Source organism: Microbacterium sp. Kw_RZR3 (assembly GCF_029222405.1).
GTDB lineage: Bacteria > Actinomycetota > Actinomycetes > Actinomycetales > Microbacteriaceae > Microbacterium.
On the sequence record NZ_JARHXC010000056.1, the window covers coordinates 21,179 to 34,188 of the forward strand.

The window sequence follows — 13,010 nt, forward strand, 5'->3', positions numbered from 1 at the left end:
CTCAGTCCTCTTCCCCGTCGGTGTCGTCGTCGATCACGATGACGCCGTCGGGGATGGGCTCGCTCAGCAATGGTTCCGCGGCGAGCGTGAGGTCGATCGTGGCGCGGAGCAGGCCTCCCGCGGTGGCGGAGCGCAGCAGCTCGATCTGGTCGAGCTCACCCAGGGGAGCGATCGCCGCGAGCTGCCATGTCCGCTCGAGCGGCTCCTCGGACAGTTCGACCTCGGGATCCCACCGGCTCCCGCCGAACTGGGCCGCCCGCCCGAGCACGCGCCGCACGATGCGCTCGGCCTCGTCGAGCAGGGGGGTGAGGGCGTCGTTCCACTCGAGGTCGGGGAGGGGGCGGAGGTCGGCGCGCGGGTAGGGGTCATCGTCGAGCCACGCGACAATCTCGAAGCGTTCGGTGCCGCGGGCGACGATCTGGAGTTGGTCGGCTTCGGGGAGGACGTGGCTCAGACGCGCCATGGTGCCGATCGCGAATCGCTGGTCGCCGCCGCCGGTCTCGGTGCCGCGCTCGATGAGCACCACGCCGAACGCCGGGTCGGACTCGTCGAGGAGTCGGCCGAGCATGACGAGGTAGCGCTCCTCGAAGATCCGCAACGCCAAGGGAGTGTGCGGAAAGAGGACGGCCCCGAGAGGGAACATCGCGGTACCCATCGCCCCAGTCAACCAGGGCTCGAGAGCGTTGGGGTCGCCGGCGGCGAACTCGCCGATCAGGTTTCGTCGTCGCGGAGCGTCTCGTGCACGCGGTGCAGGTCCATGAGGAGCGACCCCACCAGAACCCAGTGCGCGGCCGAGGGCGCGCGGATCTGCAGCGGTCGGGTGAGGGCCGGCTCCTCGGCGGCGATCGGAAGGTCGGCGCCCGTGTCGACCGCGAAAGATCGACGGACGTCGTGCGCCGCGCGATGCAGCTGCTCGGCGATGGCGCGGACCGAGGGTTCCTCGGCGATCGTCGCGTCGTAGCCGTCGTAGACGGCCCGGGTCATGCCGATCGTCTGCGTCACGACGGGCGTGAAGCGGTCCAGAAGGCCCTGCATCGCCAACAGATCCCTGCGGTGGCGACTGCTCCGGGGGTTGAGAGAGAGCGAGTCGGCTCCGTCCTCGATCGCTGCGGCCGCGGCATCCCGAACGGGGCGCAGCAAGCGCGCTTCGAGAAGGAGTTCCTCCAGGGATGCCGGCGTCTGCGGCGCTTCGAGCGCTTTCGCGAGACGCTCCAGGGCCGCCGCGAGCTCTCGGCCGAGGACCTCGAGCTTCTCGCGCGCCGACGGGACGAGCACCGGGGGAACCAGGGCGACGTTCACGACGATGCCGACCAGCGCACCGATCAGCGTCTCGAGCACCCGGTCGAGAGCGTAATTGGGCGTCGCCGTGCCCAGCGCCAGGACGAGGAGGGCGCTGATCGCCACCTGGTTGGTCGCCCCGGGCGACATGCGCAGCGCCCAGGCGATCACCAGCGCCACGCCGGCCGAGAGGAGGATCACCCAGGTGGGGCTGCCGAGCGCAATGCCCAGGAGCGAGGCGATCACGACACCGACGACCACGCCGACGCTGCGTTCGACGGCGCGCGTGAGTGACTGATTGATGCTGGGTTGGACGACGAGCAGCGCGGCGATCGCGGCGAAGATCGGCGGCGGCCCCTGGACCAGCCACCCCGCGACGAGCCACGCGGCGACAGTGGCGATCGCGGACTTCGCCACCTGCAGGAACGGCGCCCGGCGTTTCGTCCTGAACGACAGGCTCTCGCGCATGAGTCGGGAGGGGATCGAGAGCACGGTCACTCCGGTCGGGCCACGATGGCCGGAGCGTTCTCGGCCACCCACCCCAGGAGGGGGAGGACGAACGTCATGAGGTCGCGGCCGCGGTCGGTCAGTCCGTACTCCACCCGCGGCGGGACCTCGGGATAAGCGGTGCGCACGACGAGCCCGTCGGCCTCGAAGGTCTTGAGGGTGCTCGCGAGCATCTTTTCGCTGATCCCCGACACGTTCCGCCGCAGAACGCCCCAGCGCTGCGTGCCGTCGGACAGAGCCATGAGCACGAGGATGCCCCACTTGCCCATGACATGGTCGAGCACCGTGCGCGTCGGACACCCATCGGCAAAAACCTCGGGATGCTCCGCGCGGATTTCCGCAAGACTCACGCTCATGTGAGTACCTAACCAGAAAGTGGGTACCGGCATTCCGGAATGCACCCGGGCGCGTCGCGTTGAGGTCGGCGTACCGATCGAAAGGACACTCCCATGACTCTCCTCGTCACCGCCGCTTCCGGACACCTCGGCCGTCTCGTCGTCGATGCTCTGCTCGAGCGCGGCGCCGCGGCATCCGACATCGTCGCCGGTGTCCGCACCCCCGCCAAGGCGAGCGATCTCGCCGAGCGCGGCATCCGCGTCGTCGAGTTCGACTACTCGCGTCCGGAAACCCTCGCTCCCGCTTTCGACGGGGTCAGCCGCGTCCTGCTGATCTCGGGCACCGACGCCGACCGCGTCGCAGGTCACGGCAACGTCGTGGACGCCGCGCGCGCCGCGGGCGTCGAGCGTCTCGTCTACACGAGCGCGCCGCGGAACGACGTCATCGACTACGCGCTCGGCGCCGACCACAAGGCCACCGAGGCGCTCATCGCCGCCTCGGGACTGGACGCCACGATCCTGCGGAACAACTGGTACACCGAGAACTACCTCGATTCGGTGGCACGTGCCGCCGAGACGGGTGAGATCGTCGCTGCGGTCGGGGAGGCCCGCGTGGCCAGCGCGAGCCGTCGCGACTATGCCGAGGCGGCCGCGATCGCGCTGACCGGCGACGACCTGCGCGGGCAGACGCTCGAGCTGGGCGGAGACGTGGCCTGGACTTACGACGAGCTCGCGGCGGCGGCCTCGGAGGTCGTCGGACGCCCCGTCGCCTACAAGGCCGTCACGGTCGAGCAGCTCGCGGCCGGTCTGGAAGCCGCGGGACTGGATGCCGGCACCGCCGCCTTCGTCGCGGGCATCGACGACGCGATTGCTCGCGGTGCGCTGGAGCAGACCGACGGGACGCTGTCGCGCCTCATCGGTCGCCCGACCACGCCGCTGGTCGACGGCCTTCGCACGGGCCTCGCCGCACGCTGACCCGACGACGTGAGGTGCCGCGATCATCGGCACCTCACGCCGGATCGGCGGCATGACTCCGTGCGGTCAGGTGGCGCTGCCGCATCGCGAGGAACAGCGGGAACGTGAAGGCGAACGCCGTGAGGCCGGAGAGCACGACGTAGATCCACGCGAATCGCATCCCGATACGGCGCGCCTCGACGATGATGAAGACGCTCCCGGCCACCGCCACGACGAGCAGGTCGACCGTGATCGACGACACCGCGGGTCCGCTCGAGACGAGGTCGCCGAGGAAGTCCCTCATCTGCACGATCGCGAGGGCGTTGAAGGTCCACGTGCCCGCGAGCCCCGCGACGGCCAGGACGAGGAACAGCACGGCGGTCGGAGTCCAGTGACGTCGAAGCTCGCTCATGGCCCCGATCCTGCCGCAGAGCCGATGTCGGACGTGGGGGCTAGCGTCGAGGGATGGATGCCGCACGGGCCGAGCGGATGCTCGATGAACGGCGGCGCGAGGTCGACCATCGGCTCTCGCGCTTGCGCGAAGACGAGGAGAGCCTTCGACACGACCGAGCGGATGCCACGGCCGACGACGAGCACGACCCCGAGGGGTCGACGCTGTCGGGCGAGTGGGCGCAGGTCGACGCTCTGCGCCGGGGCGCCGAGGCGGAGAGGCGCGAGATCGACGCGGCGCGGGAGCGCGTGGCATCCGGGACCTACGGGGTGTGCGAGAACTGCGGCCGTGCGATCGGCGACGCGCGGTTGGAGGCGCGGCCGTTCGCCCGGCGATGCATCTCGTGTGCGACGTGACGCGCGCGGGCGGAACGTAGGCTGGGGGGATGGAACCGGTCCTCATCGCGCTGCTGTTCGCCAACGCCGTGTTCAACGCGGTCGTGTGGCCGCGGTTCTACCTGCGGGTCGCGAAGGACCCGCGCGCGAAGAACGCCGCGGGCAAGGCGACGCCGTTCCTGATCGTGCACACGGTGCTCATCGGCCTGGCGCTGGTGTTGGCCCTCGCGTCGCTGATCGCGGCGATCGCCGCGCTCGTCTCCTGACGCTTCGGTAGAATGGGTCGGCGGGTTCGCCCGCCGCACGCAGTGCACCTACCTACCGGCTCGGCAAGGCGGCACGTTCCCTCGCCCCCGGAGACCGCTCTATGACTCTGCCCGCCACCACCCACCGATCGCTGATCCACCACACGGGCCTGTCGTACTTCCCCGTGGCGTTCGTGGCCCGACTTCCGTTCGCGATGATGACGGTGGGCGTCCTGGCGCTCGTCGTCGCTGTCCGCGGGTCGGTGGCGCTCGGTGGCCTCACCTCGGCGGCGGTGGGCCTCGGTGTCGTCGTCGCGGGACCCGTCCTGGGCGATCTCGCCGACCGTTTCGGGCAGCGGCGCGTGCTGGTGCCGGTGGGCCTGGCCAACGGCATCCTGCTCTCGCTCTTCCCGCTGGTGGTCGCCGCGTCGGACTCGGACGCACTGCTGCTGGCTTCGGCCGCGGCGATCGGGCTCACCGGTCCGCAGACCGCGGCGATGTCGCGCAGTCGCGTCATGGCGCTCATCGGCGAGCGGGTGGATCCGACGCGGCGCGAGCGCACCTTCTCACGCGCGATGGCTTACGAGTCGGCCGCGGACGAGACGGCGTTCGTCATCGGCCCCTTCGTGGTGGGGCTGCTCGCCGCACTGATCGCGCCGTGGGCGCCGATCGCGGGCGCGGCGGTGCTGAGCTTCGTCTTCGTCACGGCGTTCGCCCTGCATCCGACCGGCCGCGCGGTGCCCGAGCGGTCCGAGCGCGCGGCGATGGCGCCGGCGCGAGAGCTTCTGCATCCGCGGCTCCTCGTGCTCGTGGCCTCGGTGTTCGGCGTGGGCCTCTTCTTCGGCTCGACGCTCACTTCGCTGACGGCGTTCATGGAGGCGCAGGGCGCGCCCGAGGCCGGTGCCCTGCTGTACGGCGTGATGGGCGTCGGGTCGGCGGTGCTCGCCCTCGCCGTCGCTGTGCTTCCCGCGCGCTTCTCGCTGCGCTGGCGTCTCGTCGCCTTCGCGAGCATCCTCACCGCCTCGGCGGGCGCGTACACCGTCGGCGGCTCCGTCCCCACCGTCACCCTCGTGCTGTGTCTCATGGGGATCGGCGTCGGCCCCTCGCTCGTCACGCTCTTCAGCCTCGCCGGGCACCGCGCGCCGCGCGGACGCACGGCCTCGACGATGACCGTCCTCGCCTCGGCGCTGACGCTCGCGCAGGCACTCTCGTCGGCGGTGACCGGTGCGGTCGCCGAGCAGGTCTCGGTGGAGACGGCGATGCTCTTCCCGGCGGTGGCCGCCCTCCTGGTGCTGGCCATGGCCTGGGCGAACGCCTCGCGCAGCTCGCGGTGGGACGGCCGGTCGCTCTGAGCCTCACGCCGGCAGCGGGTAGCGCCGCCGGAGCAGAAGCCGCTGTCCGAGCGTCCACACCGTCGTCACGGTGAGATACAGCGCCGCCGCCAGGGGAACGAACAGCGCCACGACCGCGGTGGTGAACTGCAGCACTCCGACCATTCCCGTCATCCACGCCGGCGACGACGGATCGGTCGCCGGCCGCAGGAGCCGTCGGGTGAGTTCGGCCACGCCGGCGATCACGACGACGATGCCGGCGAAGACGACGAGGGTCGTGGCATCCATCGTTCCTGAGGTCAACGCCCCGATCAGACTGCGCCCGAGGGGGACGCCGAACAAGTCGTGCGTCAGGAGCGTGTTGGCGTGCCCTGCGACGGTCGGGTGCAGGAAGACGGCGTAGAGCAGCCCGACGATCGGCGCCTGCGCGAGCAGCGGGAGGCAGCCGGCGGCGGGGGAGGTGTTCTCGTCGCGGTAGAGCTGCATCGTCTCGCGTTGGAGGCGTTCGGGGTTCTTGCGCCAGCGCTCCTGCAGCACGCGCAGACGCGGCGCCAGACGGGCGCGCGTCTGCTCGGCGCGGGCCTGGGAGATCCCCACCGGGATGAGGATGAGCCGCACGACGAGGGTGACGGCCACGACGGCGAGAGCGGCGGCGAGACCCCCGGCCAGGGGCGTGAGAGCGTCCGTGAGGGAGAGCAGGCCTTGGGTGGTGAGATCGAGGAGAAAGGCGAGTGGGGGCAGAGCGAAGAGGTCCATGAGGGTTCCGTTCGTGGCGGTGATCGAGGGATCGGTGATCGAGGGATCACTGCGCCACCGCCCCTCCGGAACGGATGCCACGGCCACCGTCACGGGACGGCGGGGGCGGGGGCTAGGCGGCGCGGGCCACGAATCCCGGCGCTCGAGGGCGGGGGTGCCCCGCTGCGTCGGGGTCGCTCTGCGTGAGCGGAGCGGAGGGATCGATCGGCCGCGGAACACGCGGCGATGCGCCGGCGAGCAGAGCCGGCAGAACGACGAGGACGATCGCGACGGTGGCGACAACGGCCGCGGCAAGGACCACGGCGAGCAGGGGAGCCCCGGTACCGGGCGTGAGAGCGAGCTCGGCGGTCGCGAGGAGCAGGTTCAGCAGGGCGATCAGCGATGCGATCACGTGCGGTCTCCTCTCGACGTCTCTCCCACGCTAGCAGGGGCCGCTCGCTACGCTGGGGCCATGACCACCCTCGTTCTGACCATCGTCGGCGACGACCGCGCGGGCCTGGTGTCGTCCGTCGCCGACATCGTCGACGCCCACGGCGGCAACTGGGAGAACAGCGAGCTCGCCGAACTCGCGGGAGCCTTCGCCGGCATCGTCGAGGTATCCATCGCCGCTGATCGGGCCGATGCCCTCCGCGCCGCCCTCGAGGGGCTGGCGGGTACCCTCGCGGTCACGGTTCACGTCGGTTCACCCGAGGGCACGGCATCCGCTCCGCACAGTGTCACCCTCGACGTCATCGGCAACGACCGTTCGGGCATCGTACGTGAGATCACGTCGGCCCTCAGTGCGCGCGGAGTGAGCATCGAGCGCATGTCGACGCAGACGACGGATGCCGCGATGGCGGGCGGCCGTCTGTTCGAGGCGTCCATCACGGTCACGCTCGTCGCGGGCGTCGAGATCGACGATCTCGTCGACGAGCTGGAGCGACTGGCGGCGGAGATCCAGGTCGACGTCTCGCTCGCGGACTGAGTCCCGCGTCCGCGCGCGGCGCCGCGCCTCAGGCGGCCCGGCGGCGACGTGACGCCAGCCGCGCGATCGCGCGCCAGCCCACGAGGAAGAGCGAGAGCGTGATCGCCGCGACGATCACGAAAGCGACCGCGACGCCCTGACCGCTCACGGCCCGCAACAGCATGCCGACGGCGACGGTCACCGCCCACACGACGAGTCCCGTGCGCACCGGAGCGAGGGGAGCGCGCCACCCGCGGCTGATCAACCACCCGAGGCCCAGCGCGACGACGAACGGCCACGCCGTGGTCGCCAGCCCCGATCCGGCGGGGCCGAGGACGTCACCGTCGTGGGTCGCGCGCCCGATCGCGGCGAAGACGACGACGAAGACGAGGTCGACGAGCAGGACGAGCGCGGGGTGGATGCGGGAGGAGGTCACGGCATCCATTGTCCTCGTCCGGGCGCGGCATATCGTCCGTGTATCGGAAGGCACAGACGCGCCGGCAACACCTCGGCGTGTGGGCTGGGAGCCCGATCACCCAGGAGACTCCATGCCGAACGCCCCGGTCCTCACCCCCGCCCGTGTCCTCGTCGCCGCCGCAGCGCTCACCGTCGTCGGGACGCTCACGCTCGCGCCGCGGGCGCTCATCCGTCCGTTCCAGGAGAGGGCGATCGACGCGTTCTTCCTCGTGACCGAGCGATGGGGCGGCTTCGCGCCGGCGTACGACAGCGATGTCGTGATGAACGTCGCCCTGTTCGTGCCGCTCGGGATCGCGGTGGCGGCGCTGCTTCCCCTGCGGTTCGCACCCGCCGCCGTGCTCTTCGGGGCCGCCGTCTCACTCGCGGTCGAGACCGCTCAGTCGTTCATCCCGGGTCGGGTACCCGACATGGACGACGTTCTCCACAACACCATCGGCGCGGGCGTGGGCACGGTGATCGTGATCGTGTCGCGGTTGGTGGCGCGTGCGGCTGTCCGCGCGGAGGAGATGGCAGCGTGCGGGTGAGGAGCCGCCCGCGAGACGGGTCACCGATCGCGATCGGTCGTCGGCCGGGGGAGGCGCACGCGCGCGTGAAGTCCGCCGCCCTCGCGCGGCCAGAGTTCGAGCGAACCCTCGTGCACGCGCACGATCGCGACGGCGATGGCGAGACCGAGGCCCGTGCCGCCTTCCGCGGGGCGGGCGCGCCCCGCCGCGCGAACGAACGGCTCGGGGAGCGTGGCCACCGTTTCAGGGGACAGCACGGCGCCGGTGTTCGCGACGTCGATCACGACGCTGCGCGCATCCGTCCGCACGGCGATCTGCACCTCGCGTGCGACCTCACCGTCGGGTGTGCTGTGGACGATCGCGTTGTGCACGAGGTTCGTGAGCATCTGGCGGGCTAGCGTCTCGTCCGCGATCGCGACGGAGGGCGACGCGATGCGTGTGGTCAGCCGTGCCGACGTCCTCGTCGCGAGCGGAGCGAGCTCGCCGCACACTTCGGCGGCGAGGGCGTCGATCTCCACCTCGGTACGCGCCACCACGCCGCCGCTCGAGGCGCGCGAGAGGGCGAGGATCGCCTCCGTCAGCCGGATCGCCCGCTCGTTCGTGTCGTCGAGGCGGGCGATCAGCCGCTCGACGTCGACGCTCGCGGGGTCGGCCTTCGCCACCTCGAGCATCGTGCGCATCGTCGCGTGCGGAGTGCGCAGCTCGTGCGAGGCGTTCGCGGCGAAACGCCGCTGCTCCTGCACGGTCTCGGCGATGCGCGCGAGCATCGCGTCGAAGGTGTCGGCGAGGTCGGTCAACTCGTCCCGCCGGCCGGGGAGGTCCACGCGACGGTCCAGGCTCCCGTCGCGCACCGCCCGCGCGGCGTCGGTGATGCGCGTCAGCGGCCGGAGCATGAGACCCGCGACGATCCAGCCTCCGCCCAAGCCGATGACGGCGAGCCCGGCGACGGTGAACCATGCGTATTTCACGAAGACGTCGGCGAGGTCGCGGCGCGCGGGAGTGAAGAGGCCGCTCGTGGCGTAGAGGGTGCCCTCGGGCAGGAACCGCAGGACGAGGAACCCCACCGTGAACAGGGCGATCCCGACGATCACGACGAAGACCGCGTAGCTGAGCGTCAGTTTGATCCGGACCGAGAGTCCGGGCGGACGTTCACGCATCCGCGGGACCGATGCGGTATCCGACGCCGGCGACGGTCTGGATCAGCCACGGCTCGCCGAGGCGCTTGCGTAGCGTCGAGATCGTGATGCGGACGGCATTGGTGAAGGGGTCGGCGTTCTCGTCCCACGCGCGCTCGAGGAGGACCTCGGCGCTCACCACGCCGCCGCCCGCGGACATGAGTACCTCGAGCACGGCGAACTGCTTGCGGGTCAGCGAGACGTATCGGCCGTCGCGGTACACCTCGCGCCGGAACGGATCGAGACGGATGCCGTCGAGCTCGAGGATCGGGGGAGCCCCGGTCGCGGGCCGCCGCGCGAGCGCACGCAGTCGCAGCACGAGCTCCCTCAAGACGAACGGCTTGGTCAGGTAGTCGTCCGCACCGCTCTCGAACCCCGAGGCCTTGTCGTCGAGGCGGTCGGCGGCGGTGAGCATGAGCACGCGCGGGGCGGTCGGTTGGACGGCGAGGTGGCGGGCGATCTCGTCGCCGTTGGGTCCGGGGATGTCGCGGTCGAGGACGACGACGTCGTACGCGGTGTAGCCGAGCTGCTCGAGCGCGGAGTCTCCGTCGCCGGCGATGTCCGCCGCGATCGCCTCCAGGCGGAGTCCGTCGCGGATCGCCTCGGCGAGATAGGGCTCGTCCTCGACGATCAGCACGCGCATCCCGTCATCGTAGGCGTGCCGGCGTATCGCGAGCGTATGTAGCGTGGAGTGATGGCGACCCGACTGCTGCTCGTGGCCGATACGCACGTCCCGAAGAGAGCCCGGTCGATTCCGGATGCCGTGCGGCGAGCGGCATCCGAGGCCGATCTGATCGTGCACGCGGGAGATTGGGTGACCGAGGCGGTGCTGGACGAGCTCCTCTCCCTCGGGCCCGTGCTGGGGGTGTGGGGGAACAACGACGGTGCCGACCTGCGCGCTCGGCTGCCTGAGATCGCGCGCGCCGAGATCGAGGGGGTCCGCGTCGCCGTGGTCCACGAGACCGGTGCCGCGACCGGTCGGGAGAGACGGATGGATGCCGCGTTCCCGGACACCGACCTGCTCGTGTTCGGGCACAGCCACATCCCGTGGGACACCTCGACACCGGCGGGTGTGCGTCTGCTGAACCCCGGATCGCCGACGGACCGCCGACGACAGCCGCGGTGCACGATGATGACTCTCACGCTGGCCGAGGGGACGATCCGCGATCTCGCCCTGCACGAGGTCGTCCGCGACTGACGGCGTATCGTCCGCGTATGCGTGACCCGATAGGGCGGGGAGACGGCCGGGGCGAGTGTCCGTAGCAGAGGCTGCACGCACGGGTGACGGACAGAGGAAGGGCGCCGCAACCGGTCTCCCGGTGCGACGCCCTTCCCCGTGCGTGCGGGCTCAGACCCGGCGGGCCGCCGACGTCAGCGGGCACTCGAACGGGTCGCGGGCGGCGAGGCCCACGCGGTTCAGGTACTGGATGACGATGCCGTACGACTGCAGCAGCGTCGTCTCGACGTAGGGCACGCCGAGGGTCTGGCAGTGCTCGATGACGATCTCGCGCGCGCGGCTCAGGTGCGGCCGCGGCATGTTCGGGAACAGGTGGTGCTCGATCTGGTAGTTCAGCCCGCCCATCAGCCAGGTGGCCCACCAGCCGCCCGAAATGTTGCGCGACGTACGCACCTGCTTGCTGAAGAAGTCGAGCTTCGCGCCGGGGGCGATCACCGCCATGCCCTTGTGGTTGGGGGCGAACGAGGCGCCCATGTACACGCCGAACACCGCCAGCTGAACGCCGAGGAAGGCGAAGGCCATGCCGAGGGGGAGGAACACGAAGACCGGGGCCACGAACACGGCGAAGCGCAGGGCGATGAGTCCGAGCTCGGTCCAGCGACCCTTGACCTCGCCGCGCGAGAGCAGATGGCGGATCGCCAGGACGTGCAGGTTGAGGCCCTCCAGCGTCAGCAGGGGGAAGAAGAGCCAGCCCTGTCGCTGGGTGATCCAGCGCTGGATGCCGCGGGCCTTGGCCGCGTCCTCGTCGAGGAACGAGATGGTGTCGATCTCGATGTCGGGGTCTTTGCCGACGCGGTTGGGGTTGGCGTGGTGACGGGTGTGCTTCGAGGCCCACCACGACTGGCTCATGCCGACGACGCCGTTGCCGATCCACAGCGCCAGACGATCGTTCGCGGGGCCCGAGGCGAAGATCTGACGGTGGTTCGCCTCGTGGGCGAGGAACGCCACCTGCGTGAACAGGATGCCGAGGGCCGCGGCGATCAGCAGCTGGAACCAGCTGTCGCCGAGGAGCACGAATCCGGCGATGCAGCCGGCGAAGGCCAGGACGAGGGCGGAGCCGACGAGAGCGTAGAACACGCGGGTGCGGACGAGGAGTCCGCTCTCGCGAACGACCTGGGACAGCTCTGTGTAGGCCTTCGCGATCGGGGGGAATTCGGTGGTGCCGGAGTAGGTCTGACGAACGGGGCCGAGACGGGACTCGACGATGGTGGAAGCGATGAAGTGCTCCTCGGTTGGGGTGACCGGAGTCGGGATCCCGGGCGGCTTTCCCGGGTCCGGCCCACCATACGTGCCGATGTATGGGGGCTCCGGTATACGTCCACATGTGCAGGAGCCTCACGGGGAATGCACATCTGCCGGACCCTCTCCGTTCACCTGCGAGCACAACGAAAGCCGGGCCGCCGCACGTGCGGCAGACCCGGCTTTCGGGGGTGATGCGGAGCTTAGAGGGGGCGGATGTTCGCCGCCTGCATGCCCTTGGGGCCCTGCTCGGCGTCGAATTCGACCTTCTGCGCTTCCGTCAGCTCCTTGAAGCCGTTGCCCTGGATCGCGCTGAAGTGCGCGAACAGGTCGGCGGAGCCGTCATCGGGAGCGATGAAGCCGTAGCCCTTTTCGGAGTTGAACCATTTCACGGTGCCAGTGGCCATCGTGTTCTTCCTTTATTCATGTTGGGCCGCATGAGCGACCGTGGGCGCCGTTCCGACGAATGCGGAGCGGACGGGGACGCCGCGACACCGAGGCGGTGCCGCGTACGCGATGCCCGTCGACGGCGGCCTGAGCCGCCCCGACGGACGTGTGGATGCCGAGGTTCTCGCCGAGCGGACCCTGGGCTTCGTAGCCCGAGGTGGCCGCGCCGACGAAACCGGCATAGTCGGATCCGGCCGTCGCGACGAAGACGTCGAGATCGGCCTGGCGCCACGACAGTGGCGAAGGGTGAAGCGAGGACACAAGAACTTTCCGCGGGAGGCAGGCGATGACCGATGTCATCGAGCGTGCCGCGCGACGAGAGAGAGGGGGATTCTGATGGTGAACGGCTCGGTGCCGTGCGCCCGACATCTCATCGATGAGGCGGGCGTCCATGAAGCAAATCCCGGAATTGATGCTTCCACGGTAGCACGGATGCCCTCGGGACACCCGGGAGATTTCCGCCGATGCCGTCAGACGGTGGACTGGGGGCATGGCATCCGGAACCGATGACTCCACGGACGACGAGCGGTGGCTCGTCATCGACGGTCGCCGGTGGCGACGCACGGATCCGGCGCTCCCACCGGAACTCGCCGACCGTCTGAGATCGCACCTCGGGCGGGCACGCTCCTCGGTGCGGACGACGAAACGCGCGGGGGACGCCGGCGGAACGGCTGACGCCCGTCGCCGCGTCGGACTCGCCAAGACGGGGCTCGGCGAGCGAGGACCGCGGTGGTGGGAAGAGGACGTGGCCTCCCGCCTCGGCCGCGCTGAGGAGGCACTCGAAGAGCTCGATCGGC

20 protein-coding genes are annotated in these 13,010 nt (G+C 70.6%); 8 read left to right on the forward strand and 12 right to left on the reverse strand.

The features are described from left to right. Position 1: 1 nt before the first annotated feature. Genes P2P98_RS02755 through P2P98_RS02765 form a run of 3 tightly spaced genes read right to left on the reverse strand, consistent with a single transcriptional unit; the run spans position 2 to position 2,141 of the window. Positions 2 to 655: an LON peptidase substrate-binding domain-containing protein gene (locus P2P98_RS02755; protein WP_275796984.1), complete on the reverse strand. Its 654-nt coding sequence runs from the start codon at positions 653 to 655 to the stop codon at positions 2 to 4. A 56-nt stretch (positions 656 to 711) separates the two neighbouring features. Continuing rightward, positions 712 to 1,776, reverse strand: a complete 1,065-nt coding sequence (locus P2P98_RS02760) for an FUSC family protein (protein ID WP_345799691.1) — start codon at positions 1,774 to 1,776, stop codon at positions 712 to 714. Then, entirely contained in the window at positions 1,773 to 2,141 is a 369-nt protein-coding gene (locus P2P98_RS02765) for a helix-turn-helix domain-containing protein (RefSeq protein WP_275796986.1), read from the reverse strand. The genes P2P98_RS02760 and P2P98_RS02765 overlap by 4 nt, the downstream gene beginning before the upstream one ends. Before the next feature lie 93 nt (positions 2,142 to 2,234). On the opposite strand from P2P98_RS02765, the gene P2P98_RS02770 reads away from it, so the two are divergent. Continuing rightward, positions 2,235 to 3,095 carry an SDR family oxidoreductase gene (locus P2P98_RS02770; protein WP_275796988.1) on the forward strand — a complete coding sequence of 287 codons (861 nt, stop codon included), beginning with the start codon at positions 2,235 to 2,237 and terminating at the stop codon, positions 3,093 to 3,095. 34 nt (positions 3,096 to 3,129) lie between these two features. Here the strand turns inward: P2P98_RS02770 and P2P98_RS02775 are convergent, their stop codons facing one another. Next, complete coding sequence (locus tag P2P98_RS02775) at positions 3,130 to 3,486, reverse strand: DUF2834 domain-containing protein (RefSeq protein ID WP_275796990.1); 357 nt, start codon at positions 3,484 to 3,486, stop codon at positions 3,130 to 3,132. Positions 3,487 to 3,539: 53 nt separating this feature from the next. Between P2P98_RS02775 and P2P98_RS02780 the strand changes: the two genes are divergently transcribed. The 3 genes from P2P98_RS02780 (at position 3,540) to P2P98_RS02790 (ending at position 5,457) form a co-directional block, all read left to right on the forward strand. Further along, positions 3,540 to 3,881, forward strand: a complete 342-nt coding sequence (locus P2P98_RS02780; RefSeq protein ID WP_275796992.1) for a TraR/DksA C4-type zinc finger protein — start codon at positions 3,540 to 3,542, stop codon at positions 3,879 to 3,881. A gap of 29 nt (positions 3,882 to 3,910) precedes the next feature. Then, positions 3,911 to 4,126 (forward strand): hypothetical protein, encoded by a 216-nt coding sequence (locus P2P98_RS02785; RefSeq protein ID WP_275796994.1) that lies wholly within the window; start codon positions 3,911 to 3,913, stop codon positions 4,124 to 4,126. 101 nt (positions 4,127 to 4,227) lie between these two features. Continuing rightward, positions 4,228 to 5,457 (forward strand): MFS transporter, encoded by a 1,230-nt coding sequence (locus P2P98_RS02790; RefSeq protein WP_275796996.1) that lies wholly within the window; start codon positions 4,228 to 4,230, stop codon positions 5,455 to 5,457. A gap of 3 nt (positions 5,458 to 5,460) precedes the next feature. On the opposite strand, the gene yidC is transcribed toward P2P98_RS02790, so the two are convergent. Both yidC and P2P98_RS02800 read right to left on the reverse strand, forming a co-directional pair. Continuing rightward, entirely contained in the window at positions 5,461 to 6,192 is a 732-nt protein-coding gene (gene yidC, locus P2P98_RS02795) for a membrane protein insertase YidC (RefSeq protein WP_275797025.1), read from the reverse strand. Between the two features lie 112 nt (positions 6,193 to 6,304). Next, positions 6,305 to 6,583: a DUF6412 domain-containing protein gene (locus P2P98_RS02800; RefSeq protein ID WP_275796998.1), complete on the reverse strand. Its 279-nt coding sequence runs from the start codon at positions 6,581 to 6,583 to the stop codon at positions 6,305 to 6,307. 60 nt (positions 6,584 to 6,643) lie between these two features. Between P2P98_RS02800 and P2P98_RS02805 the strand changes: the two genes are divergently transcribed. Then, entirely contained in the window at positions 6,644 to 7,156 is a 513-nt protein-coding gene (locus P2P98_RS02805; RefSeq protein WP_275797000.1) for an ACT domain-containing protein, read from the forward strand. 28 nt (positions 7,157 to 7,184) lie between these two features. On the opposite strand, the gene P2P98_RS02810 is transcribed toward P2P98_RS02805, so the two are convergent. Continuing rightward, positions 7,185 to 7,580 (reverse strand): DUF3054 domain-containing protein, encoded by a 396-nt coding sequence (locus P2P98_RS02810; RefSeq protein ID WP_275797002.1) that lies wholly within the window; start codon positions 7,578 to 7,580, stop codon positions 7,185 to 7,187. A gap of 103 nt (positions 7,581 to 7,683) precedes the next feature. Here P2P98_RS02810 and P2P98_RS02815 point away from each other — a divergent pair, with 103 nt between their 5' ends. Next, the gene (locus P2P98_RS02815) at positions 7,684 to 8,136 is read left to right on the forward strand and encodes a VanZ family protein (RefSeq protein ID WP_275797004.1); all 453 of its coding nucleotides are present in this window, start codon (positions 7,684 to 7,686) and stop codon (positions 8,134 to 8,136) included. Between the two features lie 20 nt (positions 8,137 to 8,156). Here the strand turns inward: P2P98_RS02815 and P2P98_RS02820 are convergent, their stop codons facing one another. Together P2P98_RS02820 and P2P98_RS02825 are read right to left on the reverse strand one after the other, a co-directional pair. After that, positions 8,157 to 9,272 carry a HAMP domain-containing sensor histidine kinase gene (locus P2P98_RS02820; RefSeq protein WP_275797006.1) on the reverse strand — a complete coding sequence of 372 codons (1,116 nt, stop codon included), beginning with the start codon at positions 9,270 to 9,272 and terminating at the stop codon, positions 8,157 to 8,159. Then, positions 9,265 to 9,933, reverse strand: a complete 669-nt coding sequence (locus tag P2P98_RS02825) for a response regulator transcription factor (RefSeq protein ID WP_275797008.1) — start codon at positions 9,931 to 9,933, stop codon at positions 9,265 to 9,267. The genes P2P98_RS02820 and P2P98_RS02825 overlap by 8 nt, the downstream gene beginning before the upstream one ends. Before the next feature lie 51 nt (positions 9,934 to 9,984). Between P2P98_RS02825 and P2P98_RS02830 the strand changes: the two genes are divergently transcribed. After that, on the forward strand, positions 9,985 to 10,488 hold the full coding sequence (locus P2P98_RS02830) for a metallophosphoesterase (RefSeq protein ID WP_275797010.1): 504 nt from the start codon (positions 9,985 to 9,987) through the stop codon (positions 10,486 to 10,488). 150 nt (positions 10,489 to 10,638) lie between these two features. On the opposite strand, the gene P2P98_RS02835 is transcribed toward P2P98_RS02830, so the two are convergent. The 3 genes from P2P98_RS02835 to P2P98_RS02845 all read right to left on the reverse strand — a co-directional run bounded on the left by P2P98_RS02835 (position 10,639) and on the right by P2P98_RS02845 (position 12,474). Continuing rightward, on the reverse strand, positions 10,639 to 11,745 hold the full coding sequence (locus tag P2P98_RS02835) for an acyl-CoA desaturase (protein WP_275797027.1): 1,107 nt from the start codon (positions 11,743 to 11,745) through the stop codon (positions 10,639 to 10,641). A 224-nt stretch (positions 11,746 to 11,969) separates the two neighbouring features. Beyond that, positions 11,970 to 12,173 carry a cold-shock protein gene (locus P2P98_RS02840; RefSeq protein WP_013583139.1) on the reverse strand — a complete coding sequence of 68 codons (204 nt, stop codon included), beginning with the start codon at positions 12,171 to 12,173 and terminating at the stop codon, positions 11,970 to 11,972. Positions 12,174 to 12,189: 16 nt separating this feature from the next. Continuing rightward, positions 12,190 to 12,474: a hypothetical protein gene (locus tag P2P98_RS02845; protein WP_275797019.1), complete on the reverse strand. Its 285-nt coding sequence runs from the start codon at positions 12,472 to 12,474 to the stop codon at positions 12,190 to 12,192. 229 nt (positions 12,475 to 12,703) lie between these two features. On the opposite strand from P2P98_RS02845, the gene P2P98_RS02850 reads away from it, so the two are divergent. Next, positions 12,704 to 13,010: biopolymer transporter Tol (locus P2P98_RS02850; protein ID WP_275797021.1), on the forward strand; the 307-nt coding region annotated here is incomplete at its 3' end.

Coding starts and splice junctions, on each gene's coding strand:
- P2P98_RS02830 (WP_275797010.1), top strand. CDS start 9,985: ATGGCGACCCGACTGCTGCTCGTGGCCGATACGCACGTCCCGAAGAGA.
- P2P98_RS02765 (WP_275796986.1), bottom strand. CDS start 2,141: ATGAGCGTGAGTCTTGCGGAAATCCGCGCGGAGCATCCCGAGGTTTTT.
- P2P98_RS02755 (WP_275796984.1), bottom strand. CDS start 655: ATGGGTACCGCGATGTTCCCTCTCGGGGCCGTCCTCTTTCCGCACACT.
- P2P98_RS02840 (WP_013583139.1), bottom strand. CDS start 12,173: ATGGCCACTGGCACCGTGAAATGGTTCAACTCCGAAAAGGGCTACGGC.
- P2P98_RS02775 (WP_275796990.1), bottom strand. CDS start 3,486: ATGAGCGAGCTTCGACGTCACTGGACTCCGACCGCCGTGCTGTTCCTC.
- P2P98_RS02780 (WP_275796992.1), top strand. CDS start 3,540: ATGGATGCCGCACGGGCCGAGCGGATGCTCGATGAACGGCGGCGCGAG.
- yidC (WP_275797025.1), bottom strand. CDS start 6,192: ATGGACCTCTTCGCTCTGCCCCCACTCGCCTTTCTCCTCGATCTCACC.
- P2P98_RS02820 (WP_275797006.1), bottom strand. CDS start 9,272: ATGCGTGAACGTCCGCCCGGACTCTCGGTCCGGATCAAACTGACGCTC.
- P2P98_RS02785 (WP_275796994.1), top strand. CDS start 3,911: ATGGAACCGGTCCTCATCGCGCTGCTGTTCGCCAACGCCGTGTTCAAC.
- P2P98_RS02815 (WP_275797004.1), top strand. CDS start 7,684: ATGCCGAACGCCCCGGTCCTCACCCCCGCCCGTGTCCTCGTCGCCGCC.
- P2P98_RS02810 (WP_275797002.1), bottom strand. CDS start 7,580: ATGGATGCCGTGACCTCCTCCCGCATCCACCCCGCGCTCGTCCTGCTC.
- P2P98_RS02825 (WP_275797008.1), bottom strand. CDS start 9,933: ATGCGCGTGCTGATCGTCGAGGACGAGCCCTATCTCGCCGAGGCGATC.
- P2P98_RS02770 (WP_275796988.1), top strand. CDS start 2,235: ATGACTCTCCTCGTCACCGCCGCTTCCGGACACCTCGGCCGTCTCGTC.
- P2P98_RS02805 (WP_275797000.1), top strand. CDS start 6,644: ATGACCACCCTCGTTCTGACCATCGTCGGCGACGACCGCGCGGGCCTG.
- P2P98_RS02790 (WP_275796996.1), top strand. CDS start 4,228: ATGACTCTGCCCGCCACCACCCACCGATCGCTGATCCACCACACGGGC.